Genomic DNA, 18,810 nt, shown 5'->3' on the forward strand with positions numbered 1-18,810 from the left:
TAACAGATACAAACATCTATTTTAGTATCAAAAACTTAAAACAAACCTTAAATTAGAAGGTAAAATAAATAAAATGAAAAAAAATATAGATTTAGGATTCTTAATACTAAGGATTACAGTTGCAGGTTTAATGTTGTTTCATGGCGTAGCAAAATTGAGTCATTTAGATGGTATCAAAAATATGTTATCTTCTAGTGGAATTCCTGAATTTATGGCTTATGGTGTATTTATAACTAAAATCATTGCTCCAGTTTTAATGATTATAGGCTTTAGAACACGTTTAGCATCGATAATATTTTTCTTTGGAATGATAACCGCTTTATTTTTAGCACATTCAGGAAATATGTTTGCATTATCAAAAACAGGCGGTTTACAAATAGAATTAATTTTATTGTATGCTTTTGGTGCATTAACTTTGTTTTTTATAGGTTCTGGAAAATATGCTATTTCATCGAAACATATCTGGGACTAAAATCAATTCATCTTTATGGATAAAAAAAATAAAATAACGTTTTTTTCACATAGTTTAGTATGGTTGGTACTTTTTAGTATTCCGTATATTTTATCGTATGGGCAAGAGCAAAACATCAATAGAGTTATAGCTCATTTTTGGATTCCTGTTCTCTTTTATGCTGTTATTTTTTACACTAACTATTTTGTGTTAATTGATAAGTATTTGTTTAAAAAGGAAACGCTTTTATTTATACTTATTAATGCCTTAATAATTGCTGTTTGTATTACTGCAAAAGAACAAATTGAAGGTAATGTTTTTGCTGATCTTAGTATTCCTAAAAACAGTGATGGTAATGGCCCTCCATTAAAGATGATGATTTATGTGCAAATGTTTTCTTATTTGGCACCTTTATTATTTTCAATTGCTGTAAAAACCACCAAACGTTGGGTAAAAGCGGAGACCGAGCGTAAAGAAGCCGCTAATTTTAAATTACAGTCAGAATTACAACATTTACATTACCAGTTACAGCCACATTTCTTTTTTAATTCGTTAAACAACATTTATGCAATGGTAGATATTTCGCCAGAAAAAGCCAAAACATCTATTCATAGCTTAAGCAAACTAATGCGCTATATGTTGTACGAGACCAATGTAGAAGAAGTTTCCCTGACTAAGGAAATTGAATTTATGTCTAAATACATTGAATTAATGAAGCTACGCGTCTCTGAGAAAACTATTGTTAATTATAGTTTCCCAAAAGACGGAAGTAGTATTAAAATAGCACCTTTATTATTTATCTCATTAATAGAAAATGCTTTTAAACACGGAGTGTCTGCAAGTCAAGATAGTACAATAGATATTACAATGACTCTAGAAGATAACAAGGTAATGTTTATAACAAAAAACAATAACTTTCCTAAAAACACTCAAGATAAAAGTGGCTCTGGTATTGGGCTACAAAATCTTGAAAAACGTTTACAACTTTTATACGCAGGTAAATATAAATTTAATACTAAGGTAGAAAATGAATATTTTAATGTAAATTTAGAGTTGGAAACTGTTTAAAATATGAGTAGTTTAAAAATATCTTGCGTAGCTGTAGATGACGAACCTATGGCTTTAAACTTAGTAGAAAGTTATATTGAAAAAACGCCATTTTTAAAACTAAAAACTAAATGCAGTAGCGCTATAGAAGCTATGCAATATATTAAAGAACATCCTGTAGAACTGTTATTTTTAGATATACAAATGCCAGATCTTACTGGTATTGAATTTTCTAAATTATTACCAGAGCATACACGCGTTATTTTCACAACAGCTTTTGATCACTATGCATTAGACGGCTTTAAAGTAGATGCCATAGATTATTTGTTAAAGCCTTTTGATTATGCCGAGTTTTTAACCGCAGCTAACAAAGCACAAAAATGGTTTGAATTATTAAAAGGAAAAACCAACCAACCTGAATTGATTTCAAAAGAAAAAGAATTTCTTTTTGTAAAATCAGAATACAAACAACTACGCATTAAACTAGCCGATGTATTGTATTTTGAAGGTTTAAAAGACTACATTAAAATATGGTTGAAAGATAATCCTAAACCCATTTTAACTTTAATGAGCCTTAAATCTTTGGAAGAAGAATTGCCTGAAACCCAATTTATGCGTGTACATCGTTCGTTTATAGTATCATTAAATAATATAGATGTAATAGAACGCAGCCAAATCATTATTAACAAACAGCGCATTACCGTTTCAGAACAGTATAAGCCTAAATTTTTGGAATTTATTAATAAGAATTCTTTAAAGTTTTAATTAGGATTGGTATCGATATATGTTTTGTTTCATCATTCATAGTCCTACATCTGAAAAATCGGAAGACCAAATCACATATGGAAGCAATCATTTGACAAAAAATCTAAGTGTGATGATTTAATAGTGAAAGAATAATGGAGTATGTTCAAAATTTATAATACATTCCTAATGTAATGTTACATGCAATTTACCTGTTGGGGCTTTACGCCAAATTTCCAAAAACAATCAACTTTTTCTGTTGACTTAAAATAACTTTCGTCCGAGCAAACCTTCATTTAGAAATTTAAACTTTAACAGAATTAAAACAGCCGTTTTAAACATGGTTTCTCTTTTTGTTGGTTGATTCTGATAATCAATTTTTTGAAATAAAATAAAAAAACGGTAGTTAACAACATAGATACTAGGTTAAAACCAAATGGAAATCAAAATCTTTCTTCAATTATATTTTAAAGCACTCATTGAGTATACAAATGCAAGCCTCAGAAGACGCATTACAAATACAACTTTTTTCAAAGTAGTAAGAGAAATGTAAAATTTACCAATGCTGGTGAGTTTCTTCGAGAACATTGGGTTAGAAAAAAAGCGGTTACTAATGTTGTTCAATACGCCAAAATTATTGGAAACGAAATGGGGTTTTGAGGTTTTGGTTCATAAAACTTATTATAACAGCTTACTTACAAATTTCTTTGGTAATAATTGTTTTCAACACAATTTTTTGGAGTTTATTATGTTATATGACGTTTAAAAGAAATACAATGTTAATTATTTTTAAAACTTAAAGAGTATTAACAAAGTCTTTTATTTTTGCCATGATTTTATGACTTTTATAAAACAACATATCAATCTTAGACTTTTCTGGTTCATAATGTCTTTGCACATTCTGAATATTAGTGTTGATGCTCCTGATGTTAAGCCTGATTATATTCCTGAAGATTTAGGCTATAACGATATGGAAAGTGTTGTGGAAATTGTGCTTGAACAGATTTTGGGTTTTGAAGATGCTATACCTGAACAAGAAGACGATGATACCTCTCAAGGGCTTTTAAATCACAGTTTCGTTCCTGTTTTCTATCAGAAACAATTCAATTATTCTGTTTTGCTTCACGATAACTTCATTGAAAAGAAACACATCAGCTTTTATAAAGACAAATACTTCAAGCAATTTCAACCCGAAATTTCTACGCCGCCTCCTAAGGCTTAATTCTTCATTTTTTTCTGATTAACAGCTTTAGTAAAACACCATTCTTACTACGAACACTTTTTGTGATTGAAGTAAGATGTCTATTACTATTTGTTAGTCAACATCAATTTAAATTTTACTCCAAACATTTTATGTACAAACATTTATAAAAACATCAAAAACTATGAAGAATTTATTCTGGCTTTTGAGCATTGGCGCTATAACAATTTTAACTGCATGCTCTACAAAAACCAATACTTCAAAAGAAAAACAAACTTTTAAGGTAACAACTCCTTTGTTAAAAGACACTTCTTATACACAAAATTATGTTGCAGAAATCCATGCTTTACAACATGTAGAAATTCGCTCTCGCGTAAATGGATTTATAGAATCTCAGCTGGTAGACGAAGGACAGAAAGTAAAAAAAGGTCAAGTGTTATTTAGCATTAACAACAGTCAGTTTGTCCAAAACCTCCAAAAAGCAAAAGCTGCAACCCAAAGTGCAGAAGCCGAACTTCGTTCTGCCGAAATTGAATTGGAAGGGGCACAACAATTGCTTGACAAAAATTTTATTTCACAGGCCGAATACAATATAACACAGGCCAAGGTAGAAGCTTTAAAAGCCAAATTACAAGAAGCAAAAGCCGAAGAAGCACAAGCAGAACTTCATCTTTCCTTTGCCCAGGTTAGAGCTCCTTTTGACGGATTTATTAACCGCATTCCTTTAAAAATAGGTAGTATTGTTGAAGAAGGTGATTTGCTTACTACTATCTCCAACAATCAGGAAATGTTTGCTTATTTCAATGTTTCTGAAGTCGATTATTTAAAATATATAGCCTCAACCAAAGAAGATAAGAGAACCTTGAGCTTAATCTTAGCCGATGGTAGTCGCTATCCTCATCAAGGTGTCATTGAAACGGTAGAAAGTGAATTTGACAATAATACGGGAACTATTGCCTTTCGTGCTAAATTTCCTAATCCTGACAATGTTCTAAAGCACGGAGCTACAACTAAAGTACAACTCGAAGAACAAGTAAAAAATGCTATTCTAATCCCCCAAAAAGTAACTTTCGAACAGCAAGAACACTTGTGTGTCTTTGTAGTTGACAAACAAAATAGACTTCAAATTCGAAAAGTAAAGCCATCGTTTCGATTGCCTCACCTCATCGCTATAAAAGAGGGCTTATCCCCAAAAGATAAGATTCTTTATGAAGGATTACAATATGTAAAAGAAGGAGATACCATCAATACTGAGTTGGTTTCATTTTCTCAATTCAATTAACAATAAAATTCTGAAATTATGAAAATCAACATTATCAATCGTCCTATATTGGCAATCGTTATCTCATTGATTATACTATTTTTAGGCATCTTATCTTTATTCCAACTGCCGATGGCTCTGTTTCCTTCTGTTGCTCCACCCGAGGTAAACGTAGAGGTGGAATATCAGGGAGCCAATGCAGAAACCGTGGCAAAATCGGCTATTGAACCTTTGGAACGTGCCATCAACGGCGTACCCAACATGAAATATATGAGTAGCAACATCGGTAGTGATGGTGTGGGTATTGTTCAAGTGATTTTTGAAACCGGTACGGATATCAATGACGCAGCCGTTAATGTTCAGAACCGAATTACGGATATTATGGGTGAACTCCCTCCAGAAGTCATTCAGCGTGGAGTGCTTATTGGCAAGGAAACCAACGCCATTTTGATGTACATCAATATCTTTAGTGATGACCCTGAGATGACGGAAAAATTTATCCATAACTTTGCTGATTTGAATGTTCTTACCGAGCTAAAACGTGTAAAAGGTGTAGGGTATGCCAATATTTTAGGAGCCAAAGAATATGCCATGCGCATTTGGCTTAAACCAGATAGAATGCTGGCATATAATTTAACAACTGATGAAGTTATTGAGGCCTTACAAGAACATAATTTGGAAGCCTCTCCAGGAAAAGTTGGCGAAAACTCTGATAAAACAGACAATTCGGATTTACAATATATTCTCAGTTATACTGGAAGATTTAACACCGAAGAACAGTATGCCAATATCCCAATTAGAGCCAATGAAGAAGGCAAGATATTGCGAATCAAAGATGTGGCTGAAATTGAATTTGGCACCGAGTATTTTGATGTCGAAGCTAAGTTCAATGGCAAACCTGCCGCTTCAATTATCCTTAAACAATTGCCTGGAACCAACGCCCGAGAAGTTATAGAGAATGTTAAACAACGCATGGAAGAACTCAAAGAAACCATGTTTCTTGAAGGTATGGATTATGAGGTGAGCTATGACACTTCTCGATTTATGGACGCTTCTATCAAGGAAGTGATAAAAACCTTCATTGAAGCCTTGCTTTTGGTAACCTTAGTCGTTTTTGTATTTCTACAAAATTGGAGAGCCACCCTCATTCCAGCTCTTGCCGTTCCGGTTTCTATTATAGGAACTTTCTTCTTTATGCAATTCTTTGGCTTTTCACTCAATTTAATTACCCTATTTGCCTTGGTGATTGTGATTGGTATTGTCGTTGATGATTCGATTGTTGTAGTAGAAGCTGTACATGCTAAAATGGAACACTACGGACTAAATGCCAAACAGGCTACCCAAGCGGCTATGAAAGAAATTAGCGGTGCCATTATTGCCATAACTTTGGTAATGTCGGCTGTGTTTGTTCCTGTTGCTTTTATGAGCGGCCCTTCTGGAATTTTCTTTCGCCAGTTCTCACTTACCATGGCCATTGCCATTGTGCTTTCAGGAATCGTTGCCCTTACCTTAGCGCCAGCCCTTTGTTCCTTGTTGCTCAAACACCCTGAATTGGATAACCACAGTTTCTTTGGAAAATTTTTTTCAAAATTTAATGGGATTTATGAAAACTTGGAAAGCAAATACCAAAACATTCTCAATCGTATCATCAACAGAAGGGTAATAACTTGGGGAATCTTAATTGCTTTTGTAATTGGTTCGGGAATTTTTGGAAAAGTATTGCGCAGCGGGTTTATCCCTAATGAAGACCAAGGAATGTTTTACATCAACGTACTGACTCCTCCGGGTTCTACCTTAGAACGTACCAAAGAAGTGGTTGCTGAAATTGAAAAAGAAATCCGAGATGCAAAAGAGATAGAAAGTATTTCTTCCTTGGCGGGAACCAATATCCTTTCTGATGGAACCGGTGCCACTTACGGCAGCTTTTTGATTAACCTTAAATCTTGGAGCGAACGCAAAGCTTCTGTAACAGATATTATCGAAAAACTTAAGGAAAGAACAGCACATATTAAAGGCGCTGAAATTGAATTTTTTCCTCCTCCTGCCGTACCGGGTTATGGAAATGCTAGTGGTTTTGAAGTGAAATTATTGGACAAAACAGGAAATAACGACCTAAAGGCAATGGAGGCCGTTACCCAACAGTTTGTTGAAGATTTGAACAATCGTCCTGAAATAGGCAATTGTTTTACTCTTTTCAACGCCAACATACCGCATTATACATTACATGTGGATTATGATAAAGCTGCTCAAAAAGGTGTTACGGTAAACAATGCCATGAATACACTTTCTACCTTAGTTGGTAGTGAATACGCTTCCAACTTTATCAAATTTGGAAGAACCTATAAAGTGATGGTACAAGCCCTTCCGCAATACAGGGAGAAGCCAGAGGATATTTTAAATTATCGTGTAAAAAACGACCGTGGTGAAATGGTACCGCTTTCTACCTTTATTTCCTTAGAAAAATCATTTGGCGTAGATCAAATAAATAGACACAATATGTACTTTGCTGCAGCTCTAAATGGTGAGGAAGCACCAGGCTACAGTAGTGGCGATGCTCTAAAGGCCATACAAGAAGTAGCAAAAGAAAAACTGCCAAGAGGCTTTGACATTGCTTGGGCAGGTATTTCGTATGACGAAGTCAATGCCGGTAACAAAGGCATCCTTATTTTCTTTATTTGTTTGCTTTTTGTTTTTTTGATTCTTTCGGGACAATACGAAAGTTTTTTGCTACCCCTGCCCGTAATTCTGTCACTCCCAACAGGCATGTTTGGAGCGTTCTTCACCCTCAGCATTTTCGGTTTGGAAAATAATATCTACTCGCAAATTGCCATGATCATGCTCATTGGACTTTTAGGTAAAAATGCCATCCTAATTGTGGAGTTTGCCAATCAGAAACGTAGCGAAGGGAAAAGTGCCTTACAGGCCGCCATTGAAGGGGCTAAATTGCGTTTGCGTCCTATTTTGATGACCTCTTTTGCTTTTATGGCTGGTTTATTACCCTTAGTCTTGGCTTCTGGTGCAGGTGCCATAGGTAACAAAACCATAGGTTCGGCAGCACTGGGCGGCATGCTGTTCGGAACCCTTTTTGGTGTAATTATCATCCCCGGACTGTATTTAATTTTTGCCAAAATATCTGAAAAATTCAGTCGAACCGAAAAGTCTCAAAAAACATTCACCGAAACATTAAACCATTAAGTATGAAATCATTAAAATTTACATATATCCTTTTTTTATTTCTACTTATTTTAAGTAGTTGTAAGACACTAAATACCAATGTGGGTATTCCACAACAAAAACTTCCTGAACATTATAACAAAACACTGAGCGATAGTACCAATATAGCCCAACTCAATTGGAAAGCATACTTTGGTGATGAGCATCTCATCCGATTAATAGACACAGCTCTTGCAAACAATTTTGATTTACAAATGGCTTTACAAAGAATAATAACTGTGAAATCGGAATTGTTGAAAGCTAAGGGCAAACAGCTGCCTAATGTAGATTTAAATTCTTGGGCTGGTCGCGAACGTGTTGGAGAATATTCTGTAGATTGGGCCGGTAATGAAGGGGGAACTTTTCTCTCAGGTGACCCATTGAACCCTGCCTATAATGATTATTACTTAGGCTTGACAAGCTCATGGGAAATTGACATCTGGGGAAAACTGAAAAACAGCCGTAAGGCTGCACTTTCTAGATACTTAGCAAGTATTGAAGGCAGTACCTTTGTAAAATCAAACTTAGTTGCCAATGTTGCCACTTTGTATTATGAACTGTTGGCTTTGGACAATGAACTTGAAACGCTTACGCATACCATTGAGAAACAAAAAGAAGCCCTTGAAGTGGTAAATCTTCAAAAAGAAGTAGGAAAAGCAAATGCATTGGCCATCCAGCAATTTCAGGCACAATTGCTCAATTCACAGGCCCGTAAAAATGAAACCTTACAAGCCATTGCCAAAACCGAAAATGCTCTTAATTTTTTATTAGGTCGATACCCACAACCCATTGAGCGCCCCAAAACCCGTTTATTTCAAGATTTCCCTCATGACATTAAAACAGGATTGCCCGTTCAATTGCTCACAAACCGCCCTGATATTCGTCAAGCTGCTTTAGAGGTAGAGGCTACAAAATTTGATTTAAAAACCGTTAAAGCTGCGTTTTTTCCAAGTTTAACTATTGGAGCCAAATTGGGTTATAATGCTTTTAATCCTAAATTTTTGTTTACCTCTCCAGAATCTATCGCTTATTCCATTACCGGAGGATTGACAGCTCCCTTAATCAACCGAAAAGCCCTAAAAGCGGAATTTAATACTGCTAAGGCCAATCAATTGGAAGCTTTGTTCAATTATCAAAAAAGCATTTTGAACGGTTTTATGGAAGTTAGTGACGAAATGATTAATCTAAAACAACTGGAAGAACTCATAAAACTTAAAAAACAAGAAACGAATATATTAGAAGAATCTATTGAGGCTTCAAAATTGTTTTATAAAATGGCAAAAGCTTCCTATTTAGAAGTGCTGACAGCACATCAAAATTATTTACAGAGTAAATTGGAGCTTATCGATGCTCATAAACAAAAACAAATAGCAACAGTGAACTTATACAAAGCCTTAGGTGGAGGTTGGTATTAATTATAACCATATTCCTTGATAAGTAGTGTTTTTAATACTATTTATCAAGGAACTTCACTTTTAATAAAGCGCAAAAACGAATTAAACAAAACCGTTGCCAAGCTTGTAAAATACGCCACAACCGTTGGAAACGAAATGGGGTTTTGAGGTTTTTACTACCTATATCTCAACAAATATTCATACAAAAAACTCGTTAACCACTTCCACATATCGAAAATTATAGATATATTTGAAACATGAATTTAAAACAAGCTACTGAAATAGGAAAATGTTTGTCTAACCACACGCGATTGCAAATTATGGAATGGTTGAAGGAGCCGGAAAAAAACTTCCCGCCCCATAAGACCTTAAAGCATTTTAACGACGGGGTTTGCGTAACCTACATTCAAGAAAAGGCAGGTCTTTCACAATCTACCATTTCTACCTATTTATCCAATATGGAAAAATGTGGTTTGCTCATTTCAACACGACACGGCAAATGGTCCTATCTGAAAAGAAATGAAAAAATCATTCAAGAGTATATCAACTTTATTAGCTAAAAAAATTTAACTCAATATATCGACAATTTGCAATATAACAAACTATGAAGCTACTCTTCGACTTCTTAGGTTGGTCGGGTTCGGGATTAATCATTCTGGCTTATACCCTACCCCTTTTACAAAACAAGCGGTATTTAGACTACGGTAAATATATGAACCTTCTTGGCGGTTTGTTCATTGCATTAAACTGTTATTATTACAACGCCATCCCTCCTTTTGTGACCAATATGGTATTGAGAACATTAAAATAATAAAAGGTGCTGCTTCTTTAGTTTATGACTCAGATGCTATTCCTAGTGTTGTGGATATTGAACCCCATAAATTGCCTCTTGAAAACTCTTTTAATGGTGAAGTAAACCTTTTAGCAGAAAGTAATAATTATTTATTAGGTGTTTCTGTAGGTTTACAAAAACGGAAAGAAAAATGGTTTTACCGTACACGCATAACTTATAGAGATTATGGTGACTATAAAGTACCAACAAATAAAATTAATTATGAAAACTACATTTTTGAACTTCATGATAATGATTTAAGAAATACAGCAGGACGTGAAGCTAATGCTAATTTCAGCATTGGTTACAATTTTAATAATATAACCTCATTTAATAATATAACCTCAGAAACTTTTATCAGCAATGTCTATGCTAAAAATGGCTTTTTTGCTAATGCACATAGTCTAGAAGTTAGAGTCTCTGAGATAGATTACGATGCTTCTAACAGAGATATAGATTTACCATACCATAAAGTAAATCATTTTAAGGTTATCAATAACACATCTATAGATAAACATACATTATTTTTAGATATAGGTTATCAAAATAATAATCGAGAAGAACAATCGATCCAACATCTCATGGTAATATACCCTAACCAAATAATACCAAAGAACTCGAGTTTATTAAAAACACCTATTCTTTAAACATCAAAGACACCTTTCAACCCAATAAAAAGCACACTATTGTGGCTAGTATTAATACCGAATACCAAAATAATAATATTAGTGGTTGGGGATTTTTAATCCCACAGTATAACCAATTTACCATAGGTACTTTTATTTAACCCTTGCTTTAATAGCTATTATCTTGGATATTCTTTTTTAATATTTCTTACTAAATATTCTAAACCATTTACTTTTAATTCATAAACTGTGGTAAGCATATCTCCTAATTTATTTTTAGGAAATCCTTTTCTATGATACCAAACCACATAATACTCAGGAAGGTCTATTAAATAACGGTCTTTATACTTGCCATAGGGCATTTTAGTATGTGCTAGCTTTAAAAGGAATTCTTTATCTGGAATCATAGTTTTTAATAAATCTATTATACTTGAGGTAAAAGCATCTAACTTATGTAAAAGTTAGTAATATTAATTTGATTTATACTTTGAAAACTTTTTTAGCTCATGGCTAATATAGGTTTCCCATTGTGCCTGAGCTTCTTTATTTCTAGAAAAATTGGTTTCTAAATCGTATTTATCCTGTAACTTTTTTAATTCTATATTAATGTTTTTTTGAAGAGTTTTCAACTCTCTTTTAACATGATTTGTTATTTTAAGTTTACTAATCTCATACCTTAACTTTCTGGCATGCAACTCGGTAATATCAAAATGTAACTGCTCATGGCTTAATACATGAAGGTCTGCCCTATCTGGTTTATACCAAGATTGTTCTGGATAAAAATGTGCATGTACTTGAGTAGAAAAATCAGTTACTTCCTTGTTAGTTTGCTTAATGGAAAACCCAAAAGAAACACCAGAAGCTGTAACCGCTACTGCACTATCACGTAAATTAGGTGTGCCTTTAAAATCAGACCAAGTGAGTTTGTAAGACTCTTTCCAAGATAATACGGGTTCATCTTGAATTAGAAAAAAACTACAGAAAACAATAAGAATTCTAATCACAAATTTAAAACGTAAAGCTAATTAGCTTATTGTTTCACTTCTACAATTGTTAAATCTTGATATTTAACTAAATACACCGTGTCATTATAGTAACCTCCAAACATTTTCTTTTTGTAAGCAAATTTGTTTTCTACATATTCTGTAACTGGTGCTTTTTTTACAGACATAAATAAATCATCAGAAGACACTAAGCGCAACACAACATCCATTGTTAAATCAAAACCTTTTACGGCTCTTTTGTTTGGTGTTATATTATATTTACGTTTATAGTTCTTTACAAAAGAATTGGTTTCATCATAACTTTTAGAGGTGGTTGCATAATGAAATTGAAGTTTAGATAGATGCTCATTAGATACCTCATCGCCTTCAAATGCTTTATTAAAATTGGTGGTTATTAAAACAATATCTCGTTGTTCAATTCTTTTTGCTTTATCGTCTTTTTGAATTAAAGATGCCAAAATACTTGTTACGTTTGAGACAAACCCAGAGTTTTTGGTTTCTAAAAACACCATGTTATTACCTGGTTTTAAAACTTTTTCAATATCTTGTCTGTTTACATAATATTTATCTGCTCCTTCTTTATCTTTCTTAGAGTACACTTGCTTTGCAGCAATAAATTCTTGTTTTAAACTGTTTGATATAGCTGTATGTTTTGAATCTGAAATAATTACAATATTACTTGATAACGTATCTGCCTTTACAAAATTTACAACTTTTCTTTTAAGCAAATCATCTGATGCTCTAGATTGAAAAACATTATCATACAATTTTAAGTTTGTACCAATGGGTGATACTACAGGAACATGTGCTGCCTTTAATTTAGAAGCTGCTTTTTCAAAGTTCTTTGATGTTAACGGACCAATAACTGCATCTACTTCTTCTAAATTATTATTATCAATAATATCTGCTACTTCACTTATTTGATTTTTTGTGTCAAAGACATCAACTTTAAGTGAAATACCTAAAGCTTTTAAAGAATCTACAGCCATTAATACCCCTGAATGAAAGTCTAACGACGCATCTAAATAGGGGTCTCTTTTAATACTTTTTTTAATACCTGAAATAGAATCAAAATCTACCTTACTCAATCTAAAAGGCAACATAACAGCAATATGCTTGGTAGTATAATCAGAAATACTATCTACTAAATTAATTTTATGTTCCTTTTCTTCAGAAAGAGCTTCATTAAAAGGTATTTTAAGAATCATACCTGCTTTTAGGCCACTTTCAGCTAAACCAGGGTTTAGTGCTTCTATTTCAGATTGTTCTAAGCCTAGTTTTAATTTTAACCTATAAAAACCTTCTTTTGGTAATACTTTGTAATAACTAAATTCTTCATCTACTACTTTTTCTGCTTCATCTTCTATATTAGGTACTTTAATTTCTTGACCTTCTTTTAAAACCTCTCCCATATCTGGATTTATACTTTCTAATTCAGCTATGGTAATTCCAAACTTATAAGCTATTCGCCATTTTCCTTCTTTAGGTTTAACTATGTAAGTTCTATAAGGTTCTACGGCTTCTGTAACTTCTGTAGTTTTAAAAATAGGTATTTGAAGTTTATCACCCTTTCTTAGTGGGTTTGCATACAAAAACTTATTATGCTTTTTTATATCTGCTTCTTCTACATTGTACTTCTTAGATAAACTATATAAAGTTTCTTTTCTTTTTGTTTTATGGGTTTTAAATCCTTGTAATTCCTTAACTACCGTTGTTTTTATTTCAACTTTAGACTTTGGAATTATTAAAATGGTATTGGGTTTTAACCCCGCTTTTGCCTCTGGATTTAACTTGTAAATATCAAGAGGTGTAACGTAATATTGTTTAGCAATACCTTCAACAGTTTCGCCTTTTTTAACTTTATGTGTGCTGTAATTTTGTGCCTGTACTATGCCAAAACCAAAAAAACATAGAAAACAAAAAATGGAAAAGAATTTAGTCATTTAACGTTGTTATTTATTTTGTTAAAGGTTAAATCTATAAAATTTTACTACATATAGGTTACCTAAATCATATAGTATGCCAAAAAGGGAAAAATTTATAAACTCATGTAAATATATACGAAACTTTGTGAAATTAAGTTGACACTACTATTTATAAATAGCTATAAATACCCTAAGCCCTTTACTTTACTGCTTTTTTATGACACGCTAATTTTTACTTTATCACGCCATTATTCCCATTCGATGGTTGCAGGTGGTTTAGAGCTTATATCATAAACTACTCTATTAACGCCTTTTACTTTATTTATTATATCATTTGATATTTTTTGAAGAAATTCATAAGGCAGGTTTACCCAATCGGCAGTCATTCCATCGGTACTTTCTACAGCTCTTAAAGCCACACACTTTTCGTAAGTACGCTCATCACCCATAACACCAACGCTATTTACTGGCAACAACATAGCACCTGCTTGCCATACTTTATCATAAAGTCCCCATTCTTTTAAACCACTAATAAAAATATGGTCTACCTCTTGCAGAATGCGCACTTTTTCGGCAGTAATATCTCCTAGAATTCTAATTCCTAATCCAGGACCAGGAAATGGATGACGTCCCAAAAGCTCGGGGTTAATTCCTAAAGACTTACCTACTCTACGCACTTCATCTTTAAAAATGGCGCGTAATGGTTCTACTATTTTAAGTTTCATAAAGTCTGGTAATCCACCAACATTATGATGACTTTTTATAGTTGCTGAAGGTCCTCCTGTAGCAGATACACTTTCAATAACATCGGGATAAATAGTACCTTGAGCTAAAAAGGTAACATCTTCAATTTTATGAGCTTCATCATCAAAAACTTCAATAAACGCATTACCAATAGCTTTACGTTTTTGCTCTGGGTCTTCAATACCTTTTAGGGCATTTAAAAAACGTGCTGATGCATCAACCCCTTTTACGTTAAGCCCCATGCCTTCATATTGATTTAGTACATTTTCAAATTCATTTTTGCGCAATAAACCATTATTAACAAAAATGCAGTACAAGTTTTTGCCTATAGCTTTGTTTAACAATACTGCCGCTACCGTAGAATCTACTCCACCTGAAAGACCTAAAACTACTTTTTCATTACCTACTTTTTCTTCAATGGCTTCTACAGTTTCTTCTATAAAAGAGTCTGGTGTCCAATCTTGGTGTAAGCCAGCAATACTTACTAAAAAATTCTCTAATAGTTGTTTTCCATCGGTAGAATGGTATACTTCAGGATGAAATTGAATGGCATACGTTTCTTCGCCTTCAATTCTATAAGCTGCATTTTTAACGTCATGCGTACTAGCTATTAAAACGCCATTAGTAGGCAATTGTTTAATAGTATCTGAATGACTCATCCAAACTTGACTACCAGTATGAATATGTGCAAAAAATGGCTCATTACTTTTTATGAACGATAAATTAGCCCTCCCATACTCTCTTGTGTTTGAAGGTGCCACTTCTCCACCAGAAAAATGTGCCAAATATTGTGCTCCGTAACAAACGGCTAATACTGGTTTTTTACCGCGAATTTCTGAAAGATCTGGATGCAATGCATCTTCCCCTCTAACAGAATTTGGGCTACCAGAAAGTATAACCGCTTTATACTCTTGTAGGTTGTTTGGAATTTTATTAAATGGATGTATTTCGGAATAAATGTTGAGTTCCCTAACTCTACGAGCAATAAGTTGTGTGTATTGCGATCCGAAGTCTAAAATTAGTACCTTGTCATGTTGCATGCGCAAAAGTAATAATTGATTTTATAATGAGAAATTACGAGTACGTATTTTTTTAACAAGTTTTAAACCATAGAATCTAAAATAGCTTCAATATCATCTTCTGTGGTGTCTGGATTAATAAAACAGAAGCGTGATACGGTTTCAAAACCATCGGGTTTTCGCCATTTTGTAGGAGTTACTAAAGCAAATCCTTTTCTGTGATTCTCATAAGTCCAATGTTTATAATCATCTGCATTCCATCCTTTTCTTCTATATAAAACACAAGATAAACTTGGGTCTCTTACCAATTCAACATGTGGTTTTTCTGCTATCATTTTACCCGCTATTTGTGCTAATTCTAATCCACGCTCTACGGCTTCTTTATATTTCTCTGTGCCATGCATAGCTAAAGAAAACCATAAAGGTAAACCTCTTACACGCCTTGTTAGTTGAATTTGATAATCTGACGGATTAAACCCATTGGCACCTTCGTCTTTAAATATTTCTAAATAAGATCCCTCTTGTGCATGTGCTCTTTTAGCTAATTCTGGATCTTTATAAATTACGGCTCCGCAATCATACGGAGAAAACATCCATTTATGAGGATCTATTGTAATGCTATCAGCTCTTTCAATGCCTTTAAACAAATGCCTTACAGAGTCTGCTACTAAAGCGCCTCCACCGTAAGCAGCATCTACATGAAACCATAAATTTTCTTTTTCGCAAACCGAAGCTATTCCATCTAAATCATCAATAATACCTGCATTTGTTGTGCCTCCTGTTGCTACTACCGCAAACAAACGTTTACGCTGCTGTTCTGTTAAATTATTTATGCAATTTTTTAAGGCTTCACCATGTAAAACATCTTCAGTATCTACTAACAAAATATCAACATCGGCAACTTTAGCCATTGCTTTTATTGATGAGTGCGCCCCAATAGAGGTTATAATTAATCCTTTTTCTGATTTAAAAGCCTCATTTTCTCTCCAGTATTCTCGTGCTGTAACAATAGCCGATAGGTTTGCTGCAGTACCTCCGCTTGTAAAAACACCAAAAGCGCCTTGGGGTAATCCTGTTAATGACACTATCCAACTCATTGCTTCATTTTCGCAAAAAATACCACCAGCCCCTTCCATCCAATAAGCTCCGTGAATACTTGAAGCCGATGTTACCAAATCAAACATAATAGCAGCTCTAGTTGGTGCTGCAGATACAAAAGCTAAATGCCTTGGGTGATCTATGGGTACAGTGGCTTTTGATAAGTGTTTTTTCCATAACTTAAAAGCATACTCACCTCCTATTCCTTCTGGTGTAATGGTTTCTCCTACTAGTTCCTTTAATTCTTCTTCTTTTTTAGGTTTACCTATTGCTCTTTTGGTAGCTGAAACCCTATCTATGGTATATTTCATTACATCCATAGTCATTTCAACTAAATCTATATCAATCTTATGCATTAGTTACATTTTTAATATTAGAAACTCACTTTGAAGTGGTTTTAAATTTTCTATAAGTTTAGGGATTAAATTTTCACCAAACTCTAAATAAAACTCAGAAAAATTGGTATTACGCTCTTGCAAACTTCCGTTTGGAAACAATTGGTTTTGAAGTTCTGTCATTCGAAAAACTTGATCTGACAGCACCTTTTTTTGAGCCTTTAACAATCGTTTTTCTAATTTATCTAAGCCTTTTAATTGTTTTACTTCTTGTGCTTTTACAGCTCCTAAAAAGGATTTATCGGTTTGTTTTGCTAAAGAAAATAATGTTTCAAACTGTTTTTTTAAATGCTGTTTTTGTTCAGAAAAATCTATTTCAATATTAGATATTTCTCTCACTTTTTTATTAATAAAGGTGTCTCTTTTTAAAAAGATATCTTCTTTAGAAACACCTAGGTTTTTTAGTTTTTTAAATTGATTTTCGGTTTGAATTAACACTGAATTACGGAGTAACAATATTGGAAAAGTTACATTAAATTTACCAAACATTTGTTTTAGCTGAAACCAATAAGCCAACTCACCGCCGCCACCAATATAACAGAGATTAGGTAAAATTACCTCTTGGTATAGCGGACGCATAATAACATTGGGTGAAAACCGTTCTGGGAACTCTGCTAGTTCTTTTTGAATTTCACTTTTACTCCAAGAAATATTGGTATTTAAAACACTATAAACACCATCTTCAAAAACAATACGTTCACGTAAATTATCTGTAATATAAAACAGATTAATCTCTCTTGGGTTTACTTGAATATTATAATTTTTCGAGAGCTCTTTACTAGTTTCTGAAACCGCTTTAAAAGACGTATTATTAAGCAATTCGTCTTCAATATAAGGAATGAACAAACGCTTTAATTCTTTGTTATTAGCATCAATAATAACTAAACCATAGGCTTTAAAAAGTTCATTAGCTAAATATCTAGTAGCACTTGCAAGGTTGTTATGTTGCAAGTATGCGGTTTTAAATAGTTCTTTTAAATATTCTGCATTATTGCTATGGCCAAATTCACCTTTTAAAACTTCTAAAACATCTTCTAATCCTTTAGTTGACAATTCGCCTACAGCTCCATAAGATTCTCTATTCCATTGAATTTTTTTTCCTTTAAAATTAAAGTAGTTTATTTCATCAAAATCGTGATCTTCTGTAGCCATCCAATAAACGGGCACAAAATTAAACTCTGGATATTGTTTTTTTAATTCTTTGGTAAGATTAATTGTTGATACTATTTTGTATAGGAAATAAAGCGGTCCCGTAAACAAATTAAGCTGATGCCCTGTGGTAATTGTAAAAGTTTTATCGCTTTTTAAAGCTTCAATATTCTGTAAAGTTAAATCTGAAGTGTTAAGGTTTTTATATTGCTCTTTTAAAACTTTTACTAAAACGTTTCTATTAGAATTTGAAACTAAAGCAGACTGTTGTTTTTCCTTTATTTGTACTTGAAAATTATCTACTTCTGGAAATCTATTATAAAACGGTTTTAAATCTGGGTTTCCATCTATATAATTGCAAATTAATGATGAAAAATAGCCTGTTTGTTTAAATGAAATAGTGTCTGATGACATACTGTGCTATTAAATTTTGGTGTAAATATACAGCTATTACATTTTGAATTTCTAAAAAATAAGTTAAGAGTTTTTTGAGTATATGAACACGCTTTTCTTAATAAAACTCTAAAGGTACTTTTATTAAAAAAATTAAATGGAGTAAATTTTTACTAAAGCCTTCTTAGTAAACTAGTTATTTGAAATATTACATAGTTTGTTTTAAATAAGTTTAAACTATATATTACTACAAACAAAACAAACAACATCTTGAATATCAATTATTTATAAGCCTAACTTTTAGCTACACTATT

Annotated in this window: 15 protein-coding genes; 9 read left to right on the plus strand and 6 right to left on the minus strand. The window is 33.0% G+C overall.

Annotated features, from left to right (window positions below; all coding sequences use genetic code 11):
• Nucleotides 1-73 precede the first annotated feature (73 nt).
• The 9 genes from BWZ22_RS00305 (at nt 74) to BWZ22_RS00350 (ending at nt 10,790) form a co-directional block, all read left to right on the plus strand.
• Nucleotides 74-472, plus strand: a complete 399-nt coding sequence (locus tag BWZ22_RS00305) for a DoxX family protein (RefSeq protein WP_076697033.1) — start codon at nt 74-76, stop codon at nt 470-472.
• A 15-nt stretch (nt 473-487) separates the two neighbouring features.
• A complete protein-coding gene (locus BWZ22_RS00310; RefSeq protein ID WP_076697035.1) occupies nt 488-1,519 on the plus strand; it encodes a sensor histidine kinase in 1,032 nt (343 codons plus the stop codon).
• 3 nt (nt 1,520-1,522) lie between these two features.
• Nucleotides 1,523-2,263 carry a LytTR family DNA-binding domain-containing protein gene (locus BWZ22_RS00315; protein WP_076697037.1) on the plus strand — a complete coding sequence of 247 codons (741 nt, stop codon included), beginning with the start codon at nt 1,523-1,525 and terminating at the stop codon, nt 2,261-2,263.
• Between the two features lie 871 nt (nt 2,264-3,134).
• Nucleotides 3,135-3,464, plus strand: a complete 330-nt coding sequence (locus BWZ22_RS00320; RefSeq protein WP_157607869.1) for a hypothetical protein — start codon at nt 3,135-3,137, stop codon at nt 3,462-3,464.
• 163 nt (nt 3,465-3,627) lie between these two features.
• Nucleotides 3,628-4,725: an efflux RND transporter periplasmic adaptor subunit gene (locus BWZ22_RS00325; protein ID WP_076697039.1), complete on the plus strand. Its 1,098-nt coding sequence runs from the start codon at nt 3,628-3,630 to the stop codon at nt 4,723-4,725.
• Between the two features lie 18 nt (nt 4,726-4,743).
• A complete protein-coding gene (locus tag BWZ22_RS00330; protein WP_076697041.1) occupies nt 4,744-7,899 on the plus strand; it encodes an efflux RND transporter permease subunit in 3,156 nt (1,051 codons plus the stop codon).
• Between the two features lie 2 nt (nt 7,900-7,901).
• Nucleotides 7,902-9,332, plus strand: a complete 1,431-nt coding sequence (locus BWZ22_RS00335; RefSeq protein ID WP_076697043.1) for a TolC family protein — start codon at nt 7,902-7,904, stop codon at nt 9,330-9,332.
• A gap of 236 nt (nt 9,333-9,568) precedes the next feature.
• Entirely contained in the window at nt 9,569-9,871 is a 303-nt protein-coding gene (locus BWZ22_RS00340; RefSeq protein WP_076697045.1) for a helix-turn-helix transcriptional regulator, read from the plus strand.
• 301 nt (nt 9,872-10,172) lie between these two features.
• Nucleotides 10,173-10,790 carry a hypothetical protein gene (locus BWZ22_RS00350; protein WP_076697049.1) on the plus strand — a complete coding sequence of 206 codons (618 nt, stop codon included), beginning with the start codon at nt 10,173-10,175 and terminating at the stop codon, nt 10,788-10,790.
• Between the two features lie 158 nt (nt 10,791-10,948).
• On the opposite strand, the gene BWZ22_RS00355 is transcribed toward BWZ22_RS00350, so the two are convergent.
• From BWZ22_RS00355 to bshC, 6 genes are all read right to left on the minus strand, one after another.
• Nucleotides 10,949-11,176, minus strand: a complete 228-nt coding sequence (locus BWZ22_RS00355) for a DUF3820 family protein (RefSeq protein ID WP_076697051.1) — start codon at nt 11,174-11,176, stop codon at nt 10,949-10,951.
• Nucleotides 11,177-11,239: 63 nt separating this feature from the next.
• On the minus strand, nt 11,240-11,773 hold the full coding sequence (locus tag BWZ22_RS00360) for a DUF922 domain-containing protein (protein ID WP_076697053.1): 534 nt from the start codon (nt 11,771-11,773) through the stop codon (nt 11,240-11,242).
• A gap of 26 nt (nt 11,774-11,799) precedes the next feature.
• Nucleotides 11,800-13,716 (minus strand): LysM peptidoglycan-binding domain-containing protein, encoded by a 1,917-nt coding sequence (locus BWZ22_RS00365; RefSeq protein WP_076697055.1) that lies wholly within the window; start codon nt 13,714-13,716, stop codon nt 11,800-11,802.
• Nucleotides 13,717-13,946: 230 nt separating this feature from the next.
• Nucleotides 13,947-15,482, minus strand: coding sequence for a glutamine-hydrolyzing GMP synthase (gene guaA / locus BWZ22_RS00370; RefSeq protein ID WP_076697057.1), 1,536 nt, complete (start codon nt 15,480-15,482; stop codon nt 13,947-13,949).
• Between the two features lie 62 nt (nt 15,483-15,544).
• Nucleotides 15,545-16,915: an aminotransferase class V-fold PLP-dependent enzyme gene (locus BWZ22_RS00375; protein WP_076697059.1), complete on the minus strand. Its 1,371-nt coding sequence runs from the start codon at nt 16,913-16,915 to the stop codon at nt 15,545-15,547.
• Between the two features lie 3 nt (nt 16,916-16,918).
• Complete coding sequence (gene bshC, locus BWZ22_RS00380; RefSeq protein WP_076697061.1) at nt 16,919-18,517, minus strand: bacillithiol biosynthesis cysteine-adding enzyme BshC; 1,599 nt, start codon at nt 18,515-18,517, stop codon at nt 16,919-16,921.
• Nucleotides 18,518-18,810: the final 293 nt, after the last annotated feature.

The organism is Seonamhaeicola sp. S2-3 (assembly GCF_001971785.1).
Lineage (GTDB): Bacteria > Bacteroidota > Bacteroidia > Flavobacteriales > Flavobacteriaceae > Seonamhaeicola.